General features: G+C 67.8%; 21 protein-coding genes. 8 read left to right on the top strand and 13 right to left on the bottom strand.

Annotated elements, in window-relative coordinates; translation table 11 throughout:
* Window positions 1-42: 42 nt before the first annotated feature.
* Both U5918_RS04990 and U5918_RS04985 read right to left on the bottom strand, forming a co-directional pair.
* The gene (locus U5918_RS04990) at window positions 43-507 is read right to left on the bottom strand and encodes an MGMT family protein (RefSeq protein ID WP_335999937.1); all 465 of its coding nucleotides are present in this window, start codon (window positions 505-507) and stop codon (window positions 43-45) included.
* A 66-nt stretch (window positions 508-573) separates the two neighbouring features.
* The gene (locus tag U5918_RS04985) at window positions 574-1,227 is read right to left on the bottom strand and encodes a hypothetical protein (protein WP_335999933.1); all 654 of its coding nucleotides are present in this window, start codon (window positions 1,225-1,227) and stop codon (window positions 574-576) included.
* 108 nt (window positions 1,228-1,335) lie between these two features.
* On the opposite strand from U5918_RS04985, the gene trpC reads away from it, so the two are divergent.
* The 4 genes from trpC to U5918_RS04965 all read left to right on the top strand — a co-directional run bounded on the left by trpC (window position 1,336) and on the right by U5918_RS04965 (window position 5,152).
* Complete coding sequence (trpC, locus tag U5918_RS04980) at window positions 1,336-2,115, top strand: indole-3-glycerol phosphate synthase (RefSeq protein ID WP_335999932.1); 780 nt, start codon at window positions 1,336-1,338, stop codon at window positions 2,113-2,115.
* Window positions 2,112-3,362, top strand: a complete 1,251-nt coding sequence (trpB, locus tag U5918_RS04975; RefSeq protein ID WP_335999931.1) for a tryptophan synthase subunit beta — start codon at window positions 2,112-2,114, stop codon at window positions 3,360-3,362. The genes trpC and trpB overlap by 4 nt, the downstream gene beginning before the upstream one ends.
* Entirely contained in the window at window positions 3,363-4,208 is an 846-nt protein-coding gene (gene trpA / locus U5918_RS04970; protein WP_335999929.1) for a tryptophan synthase subunit alpha, read from the top strand.
* 140 nt (window positions 4,209-4,348) lie between these two features.
* Complete coding sequence (locus U5918_RS04965; protein WP_335999928.1) at window positions 4,349-5,152, top strand: 2-amino-3,7-dideoxy-D-threo-hept-6-ulosonate synthase; 804 nt, start codon at window positions 4,349-4,351, stop codon at window positions 5,150-5,152.
* 344 nt (window positions 5,153-5,496) lie between these two features.
* On the opposite strand, the gene U5918_RS04960 is transcribed toward U5918_RS04965, so the two are convergent.
* From U5918_RS04960 to U5918_RS04945, 4 genes are all read right to left on the bottom strand, one after another.
* Entirely contained in the window at window positions 5,497-5,709 is a 213-nt protein-coding gene (locus U5918_RS04960) for a helix-turn-helix domain-containing protein (RefSeq protein ID WP_335999927.1), read from the bottom strand.
* Window positions 5,706-6,068, bottom strand: a complete 363-nt coding sequence (locus U5918_RS04955; protein WP_335999926.1) for a DUF7344 domain-containing protein — start codon at window positions 6,066-6,068, stop codon at window positions 5,706-5,708. Before U5918_RS04955 ends, U5918_RS04960 begins: the two co-directional genes overlap by 4 nt.
* 162 nt (window positions 6,069-6,230) lie before the next feature.
* A complete protein-coding gene (locus tag U5918_RS04950) occupies window positions 6,231-6,752 on the bottom strand; it encodes an Lrp/AsnC family transcriptional regulator (protein WP_335999924.1) in 522 nt (173 codons plus the stop codon).
* Between the two features lie 422 nt (window positions 6,753-7,174).
* On the bottom strand, window positions 7,175-7,930 hold the full coding sequence (locus tag U5918_RS04945) for a hypothetical protein (protein ID WP_335999923.1): 756 nt from the start codon (window positions 7,928-7,930) through the stop codon (window positions 7,175-7,177).
* Window positions 7,931-8,158: 228 nt separating this feature from the next.
* On the opposite strand from U5918_RS04945, the gene U5918_RS04940 reads away from it, so the two are divergent.
* From U5918_RS04940 to U5918_RS04930, 3 genes are all read left to right on the top strand, one after another.
* The gene (locus tag U5918_RS04940) at window positions 8,159-9,232 is read left to right on the top strand and encodes a DHH family phosphoesterase (protein WP_335999922.1); all 1,074 of its coding nucleotides are present in this window, start codon (window positions 8,159-8,161) and stop codon (window positions 9,230-9,232) included.
* A 198-nt stretch (window positions 9,233-9,430) separates the two neighbouring features.
* Window positions 9,431-10,597: a 3-dehydroquinate synthase II gene (locus U5918_RS04935; RefSeq protein ID WP_335999920.1), complete on the top strand. Its 1,167-nt coding sequence runs from the start codon at window positions 9,431-9,433 to the stop codon at window positions 10,595-10,597.
* Between the two features lie 111 nt (window positions 10,598-10,708).
* Window positions 10,709-12,223 (top strand): aldehyde dehydrogenase family protein, encoded by a 1,515-nt coding sequence (locus U5918_RS04930; protein WP_335999919.1) that lies wholly within the window; start codon window positions 10,709-10,711, stop codon window positions 12,221-12,223.
* A gap of 1 nt (window position 12,224) precedes the next feature.
* Here the strand turns inward: U5918_RS04930 and U5918_RS04925 are convergent, their stop codons facing one another.
* The 6 genes from U5918_RS04925 to U5918_RS04900 all read right to left on the bottom strand — a co-directional run bounded on the left by U5918_RS04925 (window position 12,225) and on the right by U5918_RS04900 (window position 17,609).
* Window positions 12,225-12,638: a zinc ribbon domain-containing protein gene (locus tag U5918_RS04925; RefSeq protein ID WP_335999917.1), complete on the bottom strand. Its 414-nt coding sequence runs from the start codon at window positions 12,636-12,638 to the stop codon at window positions 12,225-12,227.
* Window positions 12,639-12,734: 96 nt separating this feature from the next.
* Window positions 12,735-13,424: a type I 3-dehydroquinate dehydratase gene (locus U5918_RS04920; RefSeq protein ID WP_335999915.1), complete on the bottom strand. Its 690-nt coding sequence runs from the start codon at window positions 13,422-13,424 to the stop codon at window positions 12,735-12,737.
* Between the two features lie 104 nt (window positions 13,425-13,528).
* Window positions 13,529-14,575, bottom strand: coding sequence for a DNA-methyltransferase (locus tag U5918_RS04915; RefSeq protein ID WP_335999914.1), 1,047 nt, complete (start codon window positions 14,573-14,575; stop codon window positions 13,529-13,531).
* 32 nt (window positions 14,576-14,607) lie between these two features.
* Window positions 14,608-15,012, bottom strand: a complete 405-nt coding sequence (locus tag U5918_RS04910; protein WP_335999913.1) for a cupin domain-containing protein — start codon at window positions 15,010-15,012, stop codon at window positions 14,608-14,610.
* A gap of 100 nt (window positions 15,013-15,112) precedes the next feature.
* On the bottom strand, window positions 15,113-16,081 hold the full coding sequence (locus U5918_RS04905) for a transcription initiation factor IIB (RefSeq protein ID WP_335999911.1): 969 nt from the start codon (window positions 16,079-16,081) through the stop codon (window positions 15,113-15,115).
* Window positions 16,082-16,295: 214 nt separating this feature from the next.
* Window positions 16,296-17,609, bottom strand: a complete 1,314-nt coding sequence (locus U5918_RS04900) for a wax ester/triacylglycerol synthase domain-containing protein (protein ID WP_335999909.1) — start codon at window positions 17,607-17,609, stop codon at window positions 16,296-16,298.
* 145 nt (window positions 17,610-17,754) lie between these two features.
* On the opposite strand from U5918_RS04900, the gene yjjX reads away from it, so the two are divergent.
* Complete coding sequence (gene yjjX, locus U5918_RS04895) at window positions 17,755-18,261, top strand: inosine/xanthosine triphosphatase (RefSeq protein ID WP_335999907.1); 507 nt, start codon at window positions 17,755-17,757, stop codon at window positions 18,259-18,261.
* Here yjjX and U5918_RS04890 read toward each other — a convergent pair.
* On the bottom strand, window positions 18,258-20,108 hold the full coding sequence (locus U5918_RS04890) for a flippase-like domain-containing protein (protein WP_335999906.1): 1,851 nt from the start codon (window positions 20,106-20,108) through the stop codon (window positions 18,258-18,260). The two genes, yjjX and U5918_RS04890, sit on opposite strands and share 4 nt — an antisense overlap.
* Between the last annotated feature and the right edge of the window lie 132 nt (window positions 20,109-20,240).

Genomic DNA, 20,240 nt, shown 5'->3' with positions numbered 1-20,240 from the left:
AAACAGATGGGAATAAATCGGTCGGGCCGCGTCGGCTCCGCGTCAGAGCTTCTCGATGGATCTGAGTTTGTCGACGATGTCGGGCGGCGTCGCACCGGGGCCGTCGCGGACGCGGTGGTCCGGGATGAGCAGCGGCGCGGGGTTCTCGGCCAGCGCCTCGCGGACGGTCCGCAGGTCGTCGTCGTTGTCGTCGTCGAGCCCGGCGGTCAGTCGCGCCAGCTGGCCGACGCTCGCGTTTTCGCCGTAGGGGATCTCGCGGAGGACTTCGAGGACGCTGCGCTGGTCGGTCGGGACGGTCAGCGCCACCAGCACGTCGTCGAACGACTCCTCGACGCCGTCGAGGTAGGACTCGATCCGGTCCAGGAGTTCGTGGTCGCTTCTGGCCTCTCCGTCCGGCGTCCTCGGGAAGGAGACGGAGATGACGCGGCCCTGCGCGACGCCCACCTGGACGTGGCGGTCGAGATACGGTGCTTCGCGGGCGAAGATTCCGGCCTCGTCGCCTTGCATACACGCCAGCACGACGGAGAGTCCCTTGAACCTGCCCCCGGCGCGACGTCGTTGGCTGCGCCTCGATCACGTTGGCTCCACGGTCAGCTGGACGGGCCCCTCGATGGCCGTCACGTCCTCGGGCGTCAGCAGGATCACGTTCGTCGTCGCCGATCCGGCGGTCCTGAGCCGGAGCCTGACGGCCTCGCCGTTCTGGAGCACGCTCCCGAAGTGTTCGACCGTGGGCTGGCCGCGCCGCGGCCGGTCGTCGCTCTCGGCGTCGTCTCTCCCGAGATCGAACACGAGTCGGTAGCGCTCGTCCTCGTCTTCGAGGGTCGCGTCGCCGGCGCCACCGCCCTCCGGTTCGATCCCGAAGTAGCCGTCGGCGGTCGCCTTTCCGGCGGCCGCCGCCAGTTCGTAAGTGTCCGCGGGAACCGTCCAGTCGGCCGTGACTTTCGTCAGATCGATCTCCTCGACCCCCTGCACCGTCGCCACCGTGACCTCGACGGTGCCGATGCGGCGATCGGCGACGTTGGTCCCGACAGCAGAGACGATCCGTAGCTCGGACGGCAACGACCGCTCGTTCTCGTCGGGGCCGAACGGCGTCGGCGTGAGGACGTCCCCGTCGTCCGTCGTCCCCGGTGAACCCTCTTCGCCTTCGCCGCCCCCACCGAGGCAGCCCGCGACCGCGAGGGTCCCGAGCCCCACCGTTCCCCGGAGAAAACTCCGTCTGTCCGTCATCTACGTCGTCCCTTTTGAGTGACACCCCTTGAGCGTTGCCCGTCGCTCCGCTCGATCCGGGGTCGTGACGCAAGCCTTATGTGCAGTTCCGTCCGTCAATGTACAGTAATGGACGCTAATGATGAGATCGCACCAGCGGTCGAGTCGATCCTCGCGGCCGCGAGGGAGCGCGGCGGCGGGGGCGAGCGGCTGTCGGTCGCGGCGCGGGACCTGCAGGCGGCCTTCGCGGCCGCCGAGGCCGACGACCGGGTGCCGGTGATCGCGGAGGTGAAACCGACGAGTCCGACGACGGACGGCGAACGGGCCGACGACCCCGTCGAACTCGCCGAGCAGATGGTCGCCGGCGGGGCGGCAGCCCTCTCGGTGCTAACCGAGCCCGAACACTTCGGGGGGTCGTCCGAGAACCTCCGGCGGGTGCGCGAGGCCGTCGACGTGCCCGTCCTGCGGAAGGACTTCGTCCTGCGCGAGGAACAGCTCGACGCCGTGGCGGCCGACGTGGTCCTCCTCATCGTCCGCTTTCTCGAGGAAGCGGATACGGACGACCTGCCGGACCTCCTCGAAGCGGCCCGCGAACGGGGCTTTCAGGTGCTCGTGGAGGTCCACGACGCCGCCGAACTCCAGCAGGCACTTGACGCGGGGGCCGATATCGTCGGTGTGAACAACCGCGACCTCGCACGGCTGGACGTGGATCTGGGGACCTTCGAGCGGGTCGCTCCCGACGTCCCGGACGACGTGACCCTGATCGCCGAGAGCGGGATCGGGACGGCCGACGACGTGACCCGGATGCGGCAGGCGGGCGCGGACGGCCTGCTGATCGGCAGCGCGATCATGGACGGCCCGGTCGAAGCGAACACGGCGCGGTTGACGAACGCCGAGGGTGAGACATGAGCGACACGCAGAAGTTCGGACGATACGGCGGGCAGTACGTGCCGGAGGCGCTGATGCCGGCCATCGAGGAACTGACCGACGCCTACGAGCGCTACGTGCTGGCAAACGAGGACGGCTTCATGGACGAGTTCCGCGAGCGATTACGGGACTTCGGCGGCCGGCCGACGCCGCTCCAGTACGCCGAACAGCTCTCGGACGCGTACGACACGGCGGTGTACCTCAAGCGCGAGGACCTCGTCCACGGCGGCGCGCACAAGCTGAACAACGCCCTCGGGCAGGTGCTGCTGGCGAAGTACATGGGCAAAGAGCGGATCATCGCGGAGACCGGGGCCGGCCAGCACGGCACCGCGACGGCGATGGCCGCCGCCCATCTGGACATGCCCTGCGAGATCTACATGGGCCGGACCGACATCAACCGCCAGCGGCCCAACGTCTTCCGGATGCGGCTCAACGGCGCCGAGGTCAACCCCGTCACGGTGGGCCGGGGCACCCTGAAGGAGGCCATCAGCGAGACGATGCGCGACTGGGCGACGACCGTCGAGACCACCCACTACGTCATCGGGTCGGTCGTCGGTCCCGCGCCCTTCCCCCACATGGTCCGGGAGTTTCAATCTGTGATCTCCGAGGAGGCTCGCGAACAGATCCGCGAGCAGGCGGGTCGCCTGCCCGACTCCGTCGTCGCCTGCGCCGGCGGCGGCTCCAACACCATGGGTGCGTTCGCCGAGTTCGTCGACGACGCCGAGGTGGACCTCGTCGCCGTCGAGGCCGGCGGTTCCTCGCTCTCTGTGGACGAGGAAGCGGGCGTCGCTCCCAACTCCGCGACGCTGTCGACCGGCGACGAGGGCGTCCTCCACGGCGCCCGCACCAAGCTCCTGCAGGATTCGGACGGCCAGATCATGGAGTCTCACAGCGTCTCGGCGGGCCTGGACTACGCCGGCGTCGGCCCGGAACTCGCGCATCTGGTCGACGAGGGCCGGGTCACGCCCGCGAACGTCGACGACGACGCCGCGCTGGAGGCGTTCCACCGCCTCTCGCGCGAGGAGGGGATCATCCCCGCCCTCGAAACGGCCCACGCCTTCGGCTACCTGCACGAACACCCCGACGCAGTGGGCGACGTCACAGTGATAAACGTCTCCGGACGGGGCGACAAGGACCTCGAAACCGTCGTCGAGGAGACCGAGAAACGGGACCTGGACGTGGACGTGGATATGTCGGTCTTCGAGGGGGCCGCCCAGGAGGGGGTCTGAATGGCCAACAACCCCGCCCTCGGCGCCGTCTTCGAGCGCGACGAACCGGCCTTCGTTCCCTACCTGGCCGCGGGGGATCCGGACTACGAGGCCTCCCTCGAATACGTCGAGGCGCTGGCCCGCGGCGGCGCCGACGTGATCGAACTCGGCCTGCCCTTCTCCGAACCCATCGCGGAGGGGCCGACGATCCAGAGCGCCATCGTCCGGGCCCTGGAGAGCGGGATGACTCCCGACCGCTACTTCGAGTTCGTCGAGGACCTCGACGTCGACGTCCCGCTGGTCTGCATGACCTACTACAACCTGATCTACCAGTACGGTGAGGGCGAAGGCCCGCGACCCTTCGTCGAGAAGGCCGCCGACGTGGGGCTGACCGGGTTCGTCGTCCCGGACCTCCCGGCGGAGGAGGCCGACCCCCTGCGAGCGGCCTGCGACGAGTTCGACCTCGACCTGGTGTTCATCGTCGCGCCGACGACCCGCGGCGAGCGCCTCGACCGGATGCGCGAGCAGGTGTCGGGCTACGTCTACGTCCAGGCCCGGCTCGGGACGACCGGCGCGCGCGACGACGTGAGCGACCAGACCGACGAGAGCCTGGCCCGCATCGACGACTGGGCGGTTCCGAAGGCCGTCGGCTTCGGGATCAAGGAAGGCGACCACGCCGCACGCATCGTGCGCGCCGGCGCGGACGGGATCATCGTCGGCTCCGCCCTGGTCGACATCGTGGCCGAGGGCCACGAGAACGGCGATTCGGTCGAGACAGTGGCCGACCGGCTAGAGGCCAAGGCTCGCGAACTGAAAGCGGGGGCCGTGCGGGGCGCGGCCGAGAGCGCCGAGGCCGACGGCGACTGAACGGCGACGTTTCGCGGCCCTGACACGGCCCGGCGGGTGATTCCTGCGGTGTCAAACCGCCGCGAGTGACGGCGCTCACAGGAACGGCCTGTCGCAGTCTCGCAACGCTTATGTCTGTACTTGCCACACCTCCCCATATCATGAGCACGGGGAACGCAGCGCGCCTGGCCCGCATCGGGACAGGGGGACGTCACCTCATCGTCCCCATGGACCACGGCCTCACACTGGGAGCCGTCAAGGGCCTCAAGGACATCGAATCGACCATCGACGCGATCACCCGGGGCGGGGCCGACGCGGTCCTCACCCAGAAGGGCGTCGCGGGACGCGTTCACGAGAACAAGAACGAGGCTGGCTACATCTGCCACCTCAACGGCTCGACGGTCATCGGACCGGACGAGAACGACAAGCGCACGACCGGGACCGTGGAGGACGCCATCCGCGCGGGCGCCGACGCCGTCTCCTTCCACATCAACGTCGGCTCGACCTACGAGCGCGAACAGATCGAGGAACTCGCCGCGGTCACGAGCGAGGCCGACCGCTACGGGATGCCCGTCCTGGCGATGACCTACGCCCGCGGCCCGGACATCGACCCCGATTCCGAGGACTACAACCAGGCCGTCGGCCACGCCGTCCGCCTGGGCGAGGAACTCGGCGCGGACGTGGTCAAGACCGGCTACACGGGCGACGCGGACAGCTTCCAGCACGTCGTCGAGTCGACCAGCCTGCCGGTCGTCATCGCGGGCGGTGCGAAGGGGACCGACCAGGAGACCCTCGAGATGGTCCGCGGGGCGATGGACGCGGGCGCGGCCGGCGTCTCGATGGGCCGGTCCATCTTCCAGCACGACGACCCCGAGGCGATCACGCGTGGCGTGGCGGGCGTCATCCACGACGACGCGAGCGCCGAGGAGGCCGCCCGCGAGGCCGGACTGGCCGTCGAGGCCTGAGAACGTACCTTTTTCGTCGAGTCGCGGTGGTTCGAGAGACCAGTGGCGTCTCTCGTCGTTGCGGGAAATCGGAACGTTCCCGCCTGCAGCCAGAAATCGGAGACGTCTGGGGACATCACGAACGAGCGCGTAGCGCCTTTCGACCGACTTCGCGTCGCGGATGCTGAGTAACCCACCGATGGTGGCACAGAGCAGCTCACACACCCGTTCTTCGCTCCTCTCAATTCGATCAGTACAGTGTGTTGCTTGACCGGAGCCATCCGCCGTGACGTTGTTTCTCCGAGGTGCTGTTCGACGAATTACTAGCAGTCGAGAACCACGCAAACGACGACCGCCGCAGATAATCACTCGTGATCGGTAGCGTCAGTGGCATCAACACCGTCGAGATGTTCTCGCAGAGCCAAATCGATCCCGGCGCGAAGTCGTTCGGACGCTTCGACGTCCGAAATGTCGTGTGCGTCCGCGAGGGCTACTAACGTCGTTCGCCGAGGGACCCTGAAATACCCCTCCTCGACGGCGGTCGTGAGGAGGTCCGTGTCTGTTTGGGTCGATTTCATGCGAAGGAATAGTCGCTCTGGTCGGCTACTTCTGCGTGGTCGTCAACCCATTCGAGCAGCGGACGAGTTTCCTCGAACCGTGGCCCTTTGGCGACTTCTCGGGCGTCCTTTTTCCGCTCGATGTAGCCGTACTGTTCGAGTTTCGGCAGGTGCATGTGGTACAGGGCCGCGCGCATCTCCGTGACGGTGTCCTCGTCGACGGCCTCCGGGGTGCTGTCGGTGTGCCAGGCGGCGACCCGAGTGGCGAGACGGTCTATGGAGACTGGAGCCTCCTCGTCGAGGTAGTACAAGACGTACCGACGAAGGGGATCTGACAGTGAAGTGAACGTCTTGGTTACCGCCTCGGTCGTTTGGGCCATATCGTGGAAAGCGCATGCTACCGTTAAGCTCTTTTTTTTTCATATATATTATAAATTTGCAATATCCAACTCAAATCGGCTTCTGGTGGATATATTGAGATGGGTTTGCGAGAAGAGCGGCGGTGGCTCTAATAAATTTGGATTTTTCAAGTGATATCCCGATTATCCTTGATCGGTGACCGAGCCATCGTCGGCGTCGTCGTCCTGGCGCGCGTCGGGTTCCGGACGTGGATAGAAGTGGTCCCATGACTGGACCTGCGTCTCGGAGATAATCTCAGAACTGTTGATCGTCAGGCCCAGGTCCGCCAGTTCGTTGCGGATCTCTTCGATTTCCCTGACCGTGTCGGCGACGACCTCGACGTGGACGTTCCGTTCGCCCCCAAGCAAATCGCGGGTGGTCACCACACCGCGAACCTCGAGGATCTGGTCCGCCAGCGATTCCAGCTCATTTGGATTGACCGTACAGACGAACATCACGTGGAGGGGGTAGCCCGCTTGCTCGTAGTTGATTTCGGGGTAATAGCCCCGAATCACGCCCCCGTCTTCGAGTTTATCGAGTCGATTCCGGACCGTCGTGGAGGTCACATCCACCTTCTCGGCGATCTCCGTATCGGTCTGGCGGGCGTTGAGTTGGAGTTGGTGCAGGATACTTCGGTCCACCTCGTCGAGTGGGTTGTCGTCCATACCGTGTCCTTGAACGGGACGACTGAAAAGTCCGTATGGGCCCGTCACCGGCATAGCGTGACGTAGTCCGTCCGATACCTTTGCACGCACACTGGGCAGTCGAGTCATCCTCGGCGGTCCTGAAACCAACCACCTTCCGAACTGTTCTCTGCTACCCTGGCTCCCAACTGCAAGCACTGTGGAATGCATACTGCAGGCCAGCATCCGCGCGCCCCCGGCGCGCGGTTCACCGGAAGACGGTTCTGCTCGCACCTCCGGTGCTGCGCGGACTGCGACTTCCGAGCTCCCCTTCGTTCCCTGCGGTCACTCACGGGAACACTCCGAGCGAGCGCAGACGCTCGCTCGGAGGAGTTTTTCGCCCACGTTTTTACAAAAGGGGTGCGCGACCGAAGGGAGCGCACCCCTTGCAGTAAAAAGGTGGTTTAGAAGAGGAATCGCTTGTCCGTCTCGGCCGCCGTCTCGACCATAACCAGCTGTGCGTCCATGTACTGCAGGACGTTCTTCATGTCGGCGGTCACCTGCAGCGTCCCGCCCATGACGGCTTCGAGGAGGCCCAGGTCGCCGGAGAGCAGGCGTTTCCAGTCCTCGTACTCGCCGGTGAGGCGGACGCGGTGTGCCCGTTCGTCGACGGACTGCATCGTCGCCGTCTCGCGGCAGTCGCCGTCGACCATGTTGAGCCAGGCGTAGATGTGGCCCTCGTCCGTGACGTGCTCGTCGAGTTCGTCCACGAGCGCGTCGAGCACTTCCGGCATGATGTTGCGGAGGCCGGGCCAGACCTTCTCCGGGGATTCGGCGATCGGCGTCTCCAGCAGTTCCGCCGCCGCGCGGTCCTGGAGGGTCCCGGTCCGGGCCGCGATGTTGTCCTGGATCTCCTCGGGCGCGGTCTCTACGACGGCTTCGAGCGTGCTGTCGGGCAGCGACCGGATGGCGTCGCCGAGGTTCCGCCACAGCTCTTCGGGCAGGTCGTTGACGGCGTTCTCGAAGATGGGCAGGTTGCGGATCTCGAAGACGAAGTCGCCGTTCCAGTCGGTCCCCCAGCCGTTCATCTCGTGGTCGAGCGCCTCGCTCTTGGTCAGCGCCTCGGCGTAGGTCTCGAGCCACGCCGTCGTCGGAAAGTACTCGTCCAGTTCGTAGTAGGTCAGTTCGTCGGCTGGCGTCCCCGTCTGTTGTGCACTCATGTGTCACCCTCCCCACGATCGCCGTGCGTGGCACCAACCGCGGCCCCGCCGGCGTCACAGTTTCAATCGCCACACGACGTATAATAAAGGCTCGTTCCCCTCGTATGAAACGTTTCTCCGATCCCTCTGGCGGGCGGCGCCGCGCGTTCGGTTCGCGCCCGCCGCTCGCAATCGACCGGTAGCTACCCTGCGAGGACGCTTATGCGTCTGAGGCCGCCGGTAGAAACTATGGGACCCGTGCAGGAAGACCAGGCCGAGGAAAGCGAGTCGGAGTCGGCAGCGCCGCGACCGGTGACGTCGCGACTCGAGGACCTCGCGGCCGTCGTCACGGACGCGGAGTCGCTCTGTATCGTCTGCCACGACAACCCCGATCCCGACTCCATCGCGAGCGCGCTGGCGCTCGAACTGCTCGCCGATGCCTGGGGCGTCCCGGAGATCGAGATCGCCTACGGCGGTTCGATCAGCCACCAGCAAAATCGCGCGTTCGTCAACCTGCTCGATCTGGACCTGGTCCACCTCGACAATACGGATCTGGACGCGTTCGACTGTATCGCCTTCGTCGACCACTCGATCCCCGGCGTCAACAACAGCGTCCCCGCCTCGATCACCGTCGACGTGGTCATCGACCACCACGACTTCCCGGAGCCGCCCGAGGCCGAGTTCGTCGACGTGCGCGACCGCTGTGGCGCGACCGCGTCGATCCTCGTGGGCTATCTCACCCAGAGCGACGTCCCCATCTCCGAGCCGGTGGCGTCAGCGCTCCTCTTCGCCATCCACCGCGAGCGCCTGGACTACGTGCGCTACCCGACCGCCGACGAGTACCAGGCCGCGCTCACCGTGTTCCGGCAGGCCGACGTGCCGCTGGTCGAGGAGATGTACGGGTCGGCCTTCACCCCCGCCATGCTCGACGCCATCGGCGAGGCGATCCGGAGTCGCACCGTCCGCGGGTCGAGCATGGTGGCGAGCGTCGGCCAGACCAGCGAGAGCGGCGCCATCCCGCAGGCCGCCGACTACCTCCTCAACCTCGAAGGGATCACGACGGTGCTGGTGTTCGGCCTCGTCGAGGAGACGATCCGACTCAGCGCCCGCTCGATGGACTCCAGGGTCGACATCGCCGACACGCTCGAGATCGCCTTCGAAGACGTCGGGCAGGTCGGCGGCCACGGCGACATGGCCGGCGGGCAGATCCCACTCGGCCTCTTCGCCGACCATGGCGAGGACGATCCCGACCTGCTGCGGTTCGTCTCCAGCCGGATCCGCGATCGTTTTTTCGACGTGATGCACCTCGAAGACGAGGGGTAGTGACGGCGACGTGTGTCGCCGGGCAAAGTGACGGCGGCGTGTGTCGCCGGGGATAGTGACGGCGAGTGTCGCCGGGGATAGTGACGGCGAGTGTTTCGCCGGGGATAGTGACGGCGAGTGTTTCGCCGGGCAAAGTGACGGCGGCGAGTGTCGCCGGGAGCCGTCATGTTCAAGCGGGGCGCCTGTGAGAGGGCACACATGACACGTTCCGTGTGGTTGAAAGCCGACGACGAGGTCGGCGACTGGGAGGCCCGCAAGCGCCGCGTCACGGCGGGCCTCGAGGCCGGCGTCGACTGGGTGCTGGTCGACGAGGCCGACGTCGAGCGCGTCCGCGAACTCGGCGAGGTGAACGTCGCCGCCTTCTCGAACGGCGACGTCCACGTCATGGACGCCGAAGCGAACGAAACCGACGCCGACGCGGTCGTCGTCGGCAAGGACGGCGAGGGCGACGGCACCGTCGACCTCCCCACCGACTTCTCCGGGTCGGCCGACCTCTCCTCGCTGCGATCGAACGGCGAAGGCCCCCAGGGCGGGTACGTCCGCATCCTGAACGAGGACTACGAGGCCTTCGCCGAGGCCGTCGCCACCGAGGCCGAGTACACGCTGGTCGTCGGCGAGGACTGGCAGATCATCCCCCTCGAGAACCTGATCGCTCGCATCGGGTCGGAGACCGACCTGATCGCCGGCGTCCAGACCGCCGACGAGGCCCGGACCGCCTTCGAGACGCTCGAACTCGGCTCGGACGGCGTCCTGCTGGACACCGACGACCCGGACGAGATCCGCAAGACCGTCGACGTCCGCGACGAGACCCAGCGCGAGTCCGTCGACCTCCAGTGGGCCGAGGTCACGACCATCGAGCAGACCGGGTCCGCCGACCGGGTCTGCGTCGACACGGGCAACCTCATGGAACACGACGAGGGAATGCTCGTCGGCTCGATGTCCCGCGGTCTCTTCTTCGTCCACGCAGAAACCGCCGAATCGCCCTACGTCGCCTCGCGGCCCTTCCGGGTCAACGCCGGCGCGGTCCACGCCTACGTCCGCACGCCCGGCGGCGAGACGAAGTACCTCTCTGAGCTCCAGAGCGGCGACGAGGTGCAGGTCGTCGACGTCGACGGCAACACCCGTGAGGCCATCGTCGGCCGCGTCAAGATCGAGAAACGACCGATGTTCCGGGTCCAGGCCGAGACCGAGTCGGGCGACCGCATCGAGACGCTGCTCCAGAACGCCGAGACGATCAAGGTGCCCACCCGCGACGGCCGCAAAGCGGTCACCGACCTGGAGGTCGGCGACGAGATGAAGGTCTACTACGAGGACACCGCCCGGCACTTCGGCGAGGCCGTCGACGAGAGCATCATCGAAAAATAGGGCGTTTCCCCGCGCCGCTTCAGTTCCGAACCCGTTTTTCCCAGCTCGCACGTAACCGACAGTGTTTCCGCTACCTCGGTGTTTTTGGCTGTTCGTAACGGATACTCGTTGATGGCACAGACGCCCCAGACCGAGCGAGCGGAACCGGACCTGTCCGCGGACGCGGACTGGAACTGCCTCTACGTCGACGGCGACTGGCACGGGCCGGGCGACCGTGAGGAGCTCTCGGTCACGGATCCCTCCACGCGCGAGGAGTGGACGCGGGTCCCGGCGGGGACCACGGCGGACGTCGACGACGCGTTCGCGGCGGCGAAACGCGCCCAGGAGCGCTGGGCCGAGAAGGCCCCCGATCAACGGGCACAACTCCTCCAGCGCGTCGCTGGCTTGCTCGAGGAGTACGAGGACGAACTGCAGGAACTGCTCGTCACCGAGTCGGGCAGCGCACAGCTCAAGAGCACCGTCGAGTTCCAGACGGCGGCGGCGGACGTGGCCGAGGCCGCCACCTACCCCTCGCGGGCCGGCGGCGACGTGCGCGAGTCGACCATCGCGGGCAAGGAGAACCTCGTCAAGCGCGAGCCGGCGGGCGTCGTCGCGGTGATCCCGCCGTGGAACTTCCCGTTGCACCTCTCGATCCGGGCGGTCGCGCCCGCGGTCGCGCTGGGCAACGGTGTCGTGATCAAGCCGGCCTCGGACACGCCGGTCACGAGCGGCCTCGTGATCGCCAAACTGTTCGAGCTTGCCGGCGCGCCCCCGGGCCTCGTCAACGTCGTCCCCGGCAGGGGCTCGGAGATCGGCGACCGCGTCGCGGGCCATCCCGACGTGGACGTGGTCGCCTTCACCGGGTCGACCGACGTGGGCCGGCAGGTGGCGAAGCAGGCCGTCGACACGCTGGCCTTCCCCGCGATGGAACTGGGCGGCAACGGCCCCAACGTCGTCCTCGAAGACGCCGACCTGGAGAACGCCCTCTCCGGGAGCGCCTTCGGGACCTTCTCTCACCAGGGACAGGTCTGCATCTCGATCAACCGCCACCTCGTCCACGAGTCGATCTACGACGAGTTCGTCGCCGGCATGGTCGAGAAAGCGGAGTTGCTCCCGAAAGGGAGTGCCCACGAGGGCAACATCGTCGGGCCGATCATCAACGAGTCACAGCGCGACCAGATCCTCGCGTACGTCGAGGAGACGGTCGAGCAGGGCGCGACGCTGGAGACCGGCGGCGGGACGGTCGACGTCGACGGCGTCGAGGACTCGCTGGTCGTCGAGCCCACGGTCCTCTCGGACGTCGAGCAGGAGATGACCGCGGCCTGCAACGAGCACTTCGGGCCGGTCGCACCGATCATCCCGGTCGAAGACGACGAGGAGGCGATCGAACTGGCCAACGCGACGGAGTACGGTCTGGCGGCGTCGGTCTGGTCGGGCGACCGCAACCGCGCCGAGGACGTCGCGGACGCCATCGACGCGGGGATGGTCCACGTCAACGATCAGCCGATCAACGAGGAGCCGAACGTGCCCTTCGGCGGGATGAAGGCCTCGGGGATCGGCCGGTTCCACGGGGACGCGATCATGCGCGAGCTGACGGAGACGAAGTGGATCTCGGTCCAGCGCGAACCGCGCCAGTTCCCGATGTAGGTCAGTTCTCCGCGTCGACGCTCCCCTGGAGTTCGGTCGTACACCAGTGACAGAACTCGAGGTCGGGGTCGACCTCGCGGCCGCAACTCGGACACTGGCCGCCCTCGGCGACGCGCTGGCTGGTCCGGTTGTTCCGCGAGGCCAGGACGTAGGCGTCGACCATGTTCATCCCCGTAACGGCCGAGAGCGCCACCAGCGCCTCGAGGGGCATCGCCTCGGACATCGCCATGAGCGAGTCGACGGTCAACGTCGACGGGTAGACCGAGTCGGGGATCAACAGCGACCCGGTCAGGACGATGAGGCCGAACCAGAGCAACGCCCGCACCCACTCCCGCAGGTAGACGTGACCCAGTCCGGGGTAGAGCAGACCCAGGACGGCGGCGAGTATCGGCCGTTTCCGGGAGCTTTCAGCCACTAGGTCGAACGTCCGTGTCGCGCGATTGAAAAGGTTCCGCCTTCGCGATCGCCGCGATCGGACCCGTGCGGCCCGCACGAGCCCGTTCCCGGCCGTTCAGTCGTCGGTCGGCCGCGCACTGAGGTCGTCCACGAGTCTCCGGAGCGTCGCCAGGTCGTACTGGCCGGGGGCGGTCGCGTCGGCCGGATCGACGGGCGCGTAGCCGATCTTCGAGCCGTAGAGCGGCGCGACGACCCGGGAGTGGCGACCGGGTTCGCCCATCGCCATCGTCGCGACGCGGTCGCCGCCGGCGACGGAGGCCCGGGTCGCCGCCAGCAGTTCGAGCACGTCGTCGGGCGAGCGGGCCGTCACGGCGAGTTTCCCCACGTCGCCGTAGTCGCAGGCCCGGTCGAGCAACTGCCGGAGCTTCGGCGGGTCGGGCGTCGTCGCGAAGTCGTGCGTCGAGACGATCACCGCCGCGTCGTGCTCGCGTGCGTGTTCGATCACCAGGTCGCCGTCGCCGTCGGCGGCCGTCTGCAGTTCCACGTCGACCGCCTCGACGAAGTCGTACTCGACGGCGGTCCGGAGCGCTGCCAGCCGATCGGCATCGTCCGCGGCCTCACCCCCCTCGAAGTCGGCGCGGTTGGTGGCGATCAGCGGCAACTCCCCATCGTACGCATCGAGCGCGGCCAGCGGCTCGTCAGCCAGATCCAGCCGGAACTCGACGGCGTCGGCGTGCTCGCGGGCGGCGGGCTCGTCCCCCAGGTCGGCCGTCGCCGCCGCCAGCACGAACGACTCGAAGTCCATACGCCCGGTAGGGCCGAGTCCGGACAAAAAGCTATCCACTCGACAGCCCGCGCTGCGGGCGATCCACGCCGGAACCGCGGTCCGGCACCACACCGAACCGCCGCTCAGTAGGGGTCGTGTGTCGCCAGATAGCGGTGACCGTCGGCGGTCTCGTCGCGGTCGACGTCGCTGACCGCATAGAGTTGCAGCCGTCGCTCGTGTTTCGTCGTCACGGGGAAGTCGTAGTTCTCGGCCTCGTAGCCCAGCGACTCGCCGGCGGCGCGACGGCGGTCGACGAACTCCCGGTGGGCGTCGAGTCGCTCTTCCGCCAGCCGCTCGGAGAGGGGCGGCACCCGCGCAGTGGCGTCGCCGATGGCCTCGGCGAAGGCGGGATCGAGTTCGTAGCCGACCGACTCGCGCCCGGCGACCATCGCGGCGACGGTCGTCGTCCCGGTGCCGAGGAACGGATCGAGAACCTGGTCCCCATACGTCGAGAACATCCGGATCAGCCGGAGCGGGATCTCGAGCGGGTAGGCGGCCGATCGCTCGCGTGCCCCGTCGTCGGCCGCGAGGCGCTGGTCCTCGCCGCGGATCTCCCACAGGTCCGAGAACCACTCGTTGCGCTCCTCCCAGAAGTACGCGCTCTCGTACCGGTCGTCGTCGCCCGGCGGGAACGAGCGGAGATCGCCGTTGCGGAAGACGAGGATGTGCTCGTGTTCGAGCGTCGGGTAGGCGTTGGGCGGCAAGGTACCGGAGCCCATGAACTTGCTCGGGCTGTTCGTGGGTTTGCGCCAGAGGAGTTCGGGGAGCGTGGAGAATCCCAGATCGCGCATCCGGCGCACGATCTCGACGTGGTTGGGCCACAGCTCGAACTCGCCGTCCACGGTGCGAGTCGCGTCGCCGACGTTGACGCAGGCGATCCCGCCGGGCGCGAGGACGCGTTCGAGTTCGCTCCAGACCGACTCGAGGACGTCGTGCATCAGCCCGAACGCGCGATCGCCGTCGCCGTCGGCCAGGGCACTCTCGATAGCGGGGTCGAGGTCGGCGAAGAGGTCGTCCCACTGCTCGACCAGCGGGTAGGGGGGCGAGGTCACCACGAGGTCGACAGCGTCGTCCGCGACGGCGTCCATCGACCGCGCGTCGCCGAGGACGACCCTGTGCTCGGTCTCCATGCGGGTGGGGACGCCCGGCCCCCTTTTCTAGCTCACGGAGACGGGGCGTCCGGGTCCTCCATCTTCGCCGCCATGTGGTCGAAGACCTCGCGGTGTTCCTCCTGGGGACTGAACAGGACGATCTCCGAGTCCTCGTCGACCGACACGCTGTGTCCCGGCGGCCAGTAGAACAGGTCGCCCGCCGCGTCCACTTCCTCGGTGCCGTCGGCGTACGTGACGTCCATCGCACCCGACAGCACGTATCCCCAGTGGGGGACCTGGCAGGTGTCGTCCTCGAGGCCCTCCAGTAGCGGGGCGATGTCGGTCCCGGCCGAGAACTGCATCCGCTCCGCGCTGAACTTCGTGAAGTCGCTCGCGTCCCCGAAGTCCGATTGCTGCTGGACGACCGCCGCGTCCGTGTCCATCACGGTCGGCATCTCAGTCGCTGGTTCGTGCATTCAGTTTCACCACTGCTACCGTATGCCACGCGGAGGAAAGAAAGGGTAGAGCCACTTGCGGGCGCTTGGCCACGACCTGCGTGCCGATTCTCGGCCCTCCTCAGGCCATCGGGAGGTCCTGCTCGGCCTCCAGCAGCTCGTGGTAGCGGTTGCGGATGGTGACCTCGGAGATGTCGGCGACCTCGCTCACGGCGGCCTGAGTCGTCTTCTCGTTGGTCAGCAGGGCGGCGGCGTAGACCGCGGCCGCCGCGAGGCCGACCGGCGACTTCCCGGAGTGGACGCCCTGCTCCTTGGCGTTCTGGAGGAGCTGGCGGGCGCGGTGTTCGGCCTCGTCGGAGAGTTCGAGCGACGAGGCAAAGCGCGGGACGTAGCTCTCGGGGTCGGCCGGCTTCACTTCGAGGCCGAGCTCGCGCACGACGTAGCGGTACGTGCGGGCGATCTCGCTCTTCTCGACGCGTGAGACGTCGGTGATCTCGTCGAGGCTGCGGGGCACGCCGGCCTGGCGCGCGGCGGCGTAGACCGAGGCCGTCGAGACGCCCTCGATGGAGCGGCCCGGCAGGAGGTCCTCGTCGAGCGCGCGGCGGTAGATGACCGACGCGGTCTCGCGGACGTTCTCGGGCAGGCCCAGCGCGGAGGCCATGCGGTCGATCTCGCCGAGGGCCTGCTTGAGGTTGCGCTCCTTGGAGTCGCGGGTGCGGAAGCGCTCGTTCCACTTGCGCAGGCGCTGCATCTTCTGGCGCTGTCGGCTGCCCAGGGAGTTACCGTAGGCGTCCTTGTCGCGCCAGTCGATGTTGGTCGAGAGCCCCTTGTCGTGCATCATGTTCGTGGTCGGGGCGCCCACCCGCGACTTCTCGTCTTTCTCGCTGGCGTCGAACGCGCGCCACTCCGGCCCGCGGTCGATCTCGTCTTCCTCCACCACCAGCCCGCAGTCTTCGCACACGGTCTCGCCGTGCTCGTTGTCCATGACGAGGTGCCCACTGCATTCCGGGCAGTCCACTTCCGTCTCCTCGTCCTCGGTCTCTGTCGTCTCCTCGGTCGTGCGCGTTCGCGCTCTCGTGTTCTCGCTCATTGGTACGAAGGCAAATGCTATCCGGGCAGGGTCCGACCTGAAAATTCCCGGACAGTCGTCGGTAGATTATGGGTTTCGGCGAAAATTATTTAAACGTTTCGGTAACCGTTTCTGATCCCCGGGTAACGGGGTCCAGATATCTGATTTCGTCTGTGCAAAAGGAGTATTAATATATTGTCATAGGATGGCACGGCCCGCGAGAGGGCGGTGGCGGTCACTCGACGGCGCGCTCGACGTGGTCGACGAGGCGGTCGGCGAACTGCTCGCCCGCCTCCTGGCTGAACTGGCTGCGCAGGTACCGGAAGGAGAGGTTGACTCGGCCCTGGAAGGTGGCGACGCCGATGGCGACCGGCGTCCCGCGCCAGGCCGGTGGCGAGAACCAGGGGCGCTCCTCGGCGTCTTCCTCCAGCGACGGCATCGCCGGGATCCGGCCCAGGTTCGACAGCATGGCCGTATCGAGCAGCCGCCGCCCGGGCCCACGGAGCAGGCGCGGGAGCTGGCGTTTCAGCTCCACCGGCAGCCCCGGCGGCAGCATCTCGAGCATCTTGTACATGGCCGCGGCGCGGTCGCGCTCCGTCAGTTCGTCCGTCTGCTCGGCGATCTCGCGCGCCGCCGTCATGTGGTCGGTCCGGTGTCGCGATCGGGTTTCGACGCTCTCGAACACGGAGTACATCGCGGCGACCTGGTAGAACCAGTCGTCGGGCCGGAGGTTGATCGGCATCATGACGCTGATCTTCCGCGCGGACTCACCGCGCTCCTCGTTCCACTCCGCGATGGCCATGTGCAGCGCGGCCAGCAACACGTCGTTGACCGAGACGCCGTCCGGCCGGTCGCCGATCAATCTGGCCGTCAGCTCCTCGTCCAGCGTCCGGCGGGTGAACCGCCAGCCGGGGTCGTCGTCGCCCCCGACTTTCGCGATGCGTGTGGGCGAGTCCACCGCGTTCTGGAGCTGTCTGGTCGCCGACCCGAGCAGGTTCAACCCGTCGTCGAGCGACGACGGCCGGAGGTCCTCCAGCATCGACCTGGACTCACGGAAGCTCACCGAGTCCTGCATCGGTTCCTCGCCGCGATAGGCCTCACAGAGCGCCTGCGCGATCCGCAGCGTGCCGACGCCGTCGGCGGCGACGTGGTTCATGCTCAACAGCATCCGATCGCCGCCGTCCATGCCGGCGCCCCGGACCACGAGCAGGCGGAAGGGCGGTTCCTCTGTCAGGTCGAATCGCCGGTAGTAGAGCTTGTTCTGGATCTCCTCGAGTTCCCGGCCCTCGCCGTCGATGGCCCCGACGTCGACCTCGTAGGTGTCATCCGGGATCTCCCAGACGTAGCGCGAGTCCGTGAGCTCCGTCGACCGCTGGCGCGCCCCCGCGATCGGGTGGACCGAGCAGGCGACGATCGCCGCCTCGCGCAGGCGATCGAGGTCGATGGTCGCCGTCGTCTCGATCTCGGCCTGGATGTTCCAGGGCTGGAACTCCGTTTCGATGTGCTGGACCGCCTCCTCGATCATCGAGAAGGGAACTGTCGTACTCACCGTCGTTCACCCCATCGAGCTCCCCACATACGACAGTCTTGGACGCTCCCCCACATAAATTCACATTTTTCGAGCGGAGAGGAAGGGCGGCCGGCCCATCGGCCGCGGACGCAACGCCCAAACCCCGGGCCACCAACCGACGACTATGCGCGTCGCAGTCGGCAGCGAGAATCCGGTGAAGGTCACGGCGACGAGACGAGCGTTTCCCGACACGGTGGTCGAACCGATCGGCGTCGACTCGGGCGTCCCCGAGCAGCCCCGCGGACGCGAAGAGACGATCACCGGCGCGCGGAACCGTGCCGGGGCGGCCCTGACGCAGACCGACGCCGACCTCGGCGTCGGTATCGAGGGCGGCGTCGCCCCAGTCGACGCCGCCGCTGGACACTTCCTCATCATGTGGGCGGCCGTCACCGACGGCGATCGGTGGGGCGTCGGGGCGGGACCGAGCCTCCGACTCCCCGACGACGTGGCCGAGCGCGTGGCCGCGGGCGAGGAGCTCGGGCCGGTGATGGACGACCTGCTGGACACCACGGGCGTCGCGAAACGGGAAGGTGCGGCCGGGATTCTCACCGGGCACGCGATCGACCGCGAGTCGGCGCTGGTCCACGCCGTCGCCGGGGCGGCTGGTCCCTTCCTGACCGACCGCTACTAGCCCTCCGTGGCGCCCTCGACGTCCTCGGTGTCGCTGCTCTCGCTGACGGCCGTCGTGAGCGAGACGTTGAGCCAGGCCATCGAGACGAGGCCGCCCGCGACCGTCACCAGGTTCTTCACCGCGTGATCGACGATCGAGATCCCCAGCACCGTCAGCACTGTCAGCTCGGGGTCGGCCGTCAGCCCGACGACGATGATCGTGAACGCGCCCTCGTAGAGGCCGATGCCGCCCGGCGACAGGGGCAACACCTTCGCGAGGTTGCCGACGCTGACGGCGAAGAAGGCGACGGCGACCAGATACGGGGTCACGCCGATGCCGAAGGCCGCGAACACGATCAGCGCCGTCACCACGTCGAGCGTCCAGATGACCAGGCTGCCGACCCCGACCCGGAGGAAGGCCCCGCGGTCGCTGACGACCCGCTCGACGTCGCCGACGAAGCGCTCGATCACGCCCGCGACGTACTCGGCGTAGGAGTCGCTGCTGAGCGCGCCTACCACCTGCCTGACGAGGTTCGAATCGCGGCGGGCGTTCACGACGATGACCGCGACGGCCAGGATGGCGGCAAGCCCGACGCCCGCGGCGACGCGCATCGCCGTCCCGGCCGCCGCGGCGGGGTTCAGCGTCTCCCCGCCGATGGTGACCGTCCCCACGTCGGCGGCGATGGCCGCGACGACCTCCTCGGTCCCGCCCGTCGCGACCAGGCCGACGAGGACGCTCCCGCCCAACACCGTGATCGCCAGCAGGTCGAACACCCGCTCGACGGCCAGCGACGCGAATCCCGTCGGGTAGGGGATCGACCGCCGCGCCTTCACGACGTAGGCCCGCACCGCGTCACCCGCCCGCGCTGGGAAGACCAGGTTTCCGGTCTGACTGATGAATATCGCGCCGGTCAGGAACCACGTCTCGCCCTCGTAGTCCAGGCGTCTGAGGATGTCGCGGTAGCGCAGCCCCCGCAGCGGCCAGGAGAGGAGGTACACCACCGCCGAGGCCCCGACCAGCGCCGGGTCGGCCCCGGCGATGGCCTCGAGGACCGCACGGGGTTCGAGGTACAGCAGCATGAGCCCCAGCGCGAGGAGGACGAGGATCGAACCGGCAGTCATGCTCACGCGGCGCGTGAGTCGAGGGCTCACGGTCAGTTGCCACCAGGTCCGCACGATCTGACTCCCCATGCCGAAGACGTCCCGCACGAGGTCGACCTTCGAGTCGCCCTTGGGCGTCCACTCGACGGGGAACTCCGCGACGCGGTAGCCCGCGCGCTGGGCGCGGACCAGGACTTCCGTGTCCCAGAACCAGTGCTCGTCCTCCACGTCGTCGAGGAGCGAGAGGAGGGCGTCCCGGTCGAAGGCCTTGAATCCGCACTGGTGATCCAGCAGGTCCGACCGGAGAAACAGCCGGACGAGCCCGTTGTACCCGCGCGAGGGGATCCCCCGTTTGGCCGGTCGGTCGGCATCGGCCCCGGCGACCCACCGCGAGCCGGTCGCGACGTCGTACTCCCCGGACCGCACCCGCTCGACGAGTTCCTCGAGGTGGCGCATGTCCGTCGCGAGGTCGGTGTCGAAGTAGACAAGCGTCTCGCCCGAACTCTCGCGGAAGGCGCGTTCGAGCGCCTTCCCACGGCCCAGTCGCTCCTCGCTGTGGACGTGGCGGACGCGGTCGTCTTCGGCGGCCAGCCGGTCGGCGATCTCGGGCGTTCGATCCTCGCAGCCGTCCTCTGCGACGATCACCTCGAAGGCGCCGGCCGGCAGGAACGAGGCGAGCGTCTCCAGCGTGACGCTCACGGTCTCCTCGATCGTGGCCGCCTCGTTGTAGGCTGGGAGGACGACGCTCACCTCCCGGTCCTGACTCATTGCCGGTCGTTCCACGAGCGCGCAAAAGTACCTTCTGTTAGCCCGCGAGCCCGCCCGGTCCGCGTCCGCCCGCCCGGAGCGCGGCACCGCCTCGCCGACGACCCGCCGTCAGGTTTTCCCGTTTCCGTGGCG

The organism is Halorientalis sp. LT38 (assembly GCF_037031225.1).
GTDB lineage: Archaea > Halobacteriota > Halobacteria > Halobacteriales > Haloarculaceae > Halorientalis > Halorientalis halophila.
The sequence above is the reverse complement of the archived record's forward strand: the minus strand, read 5'-3'. Positions and strand labels throughout refer to the sequence as shown.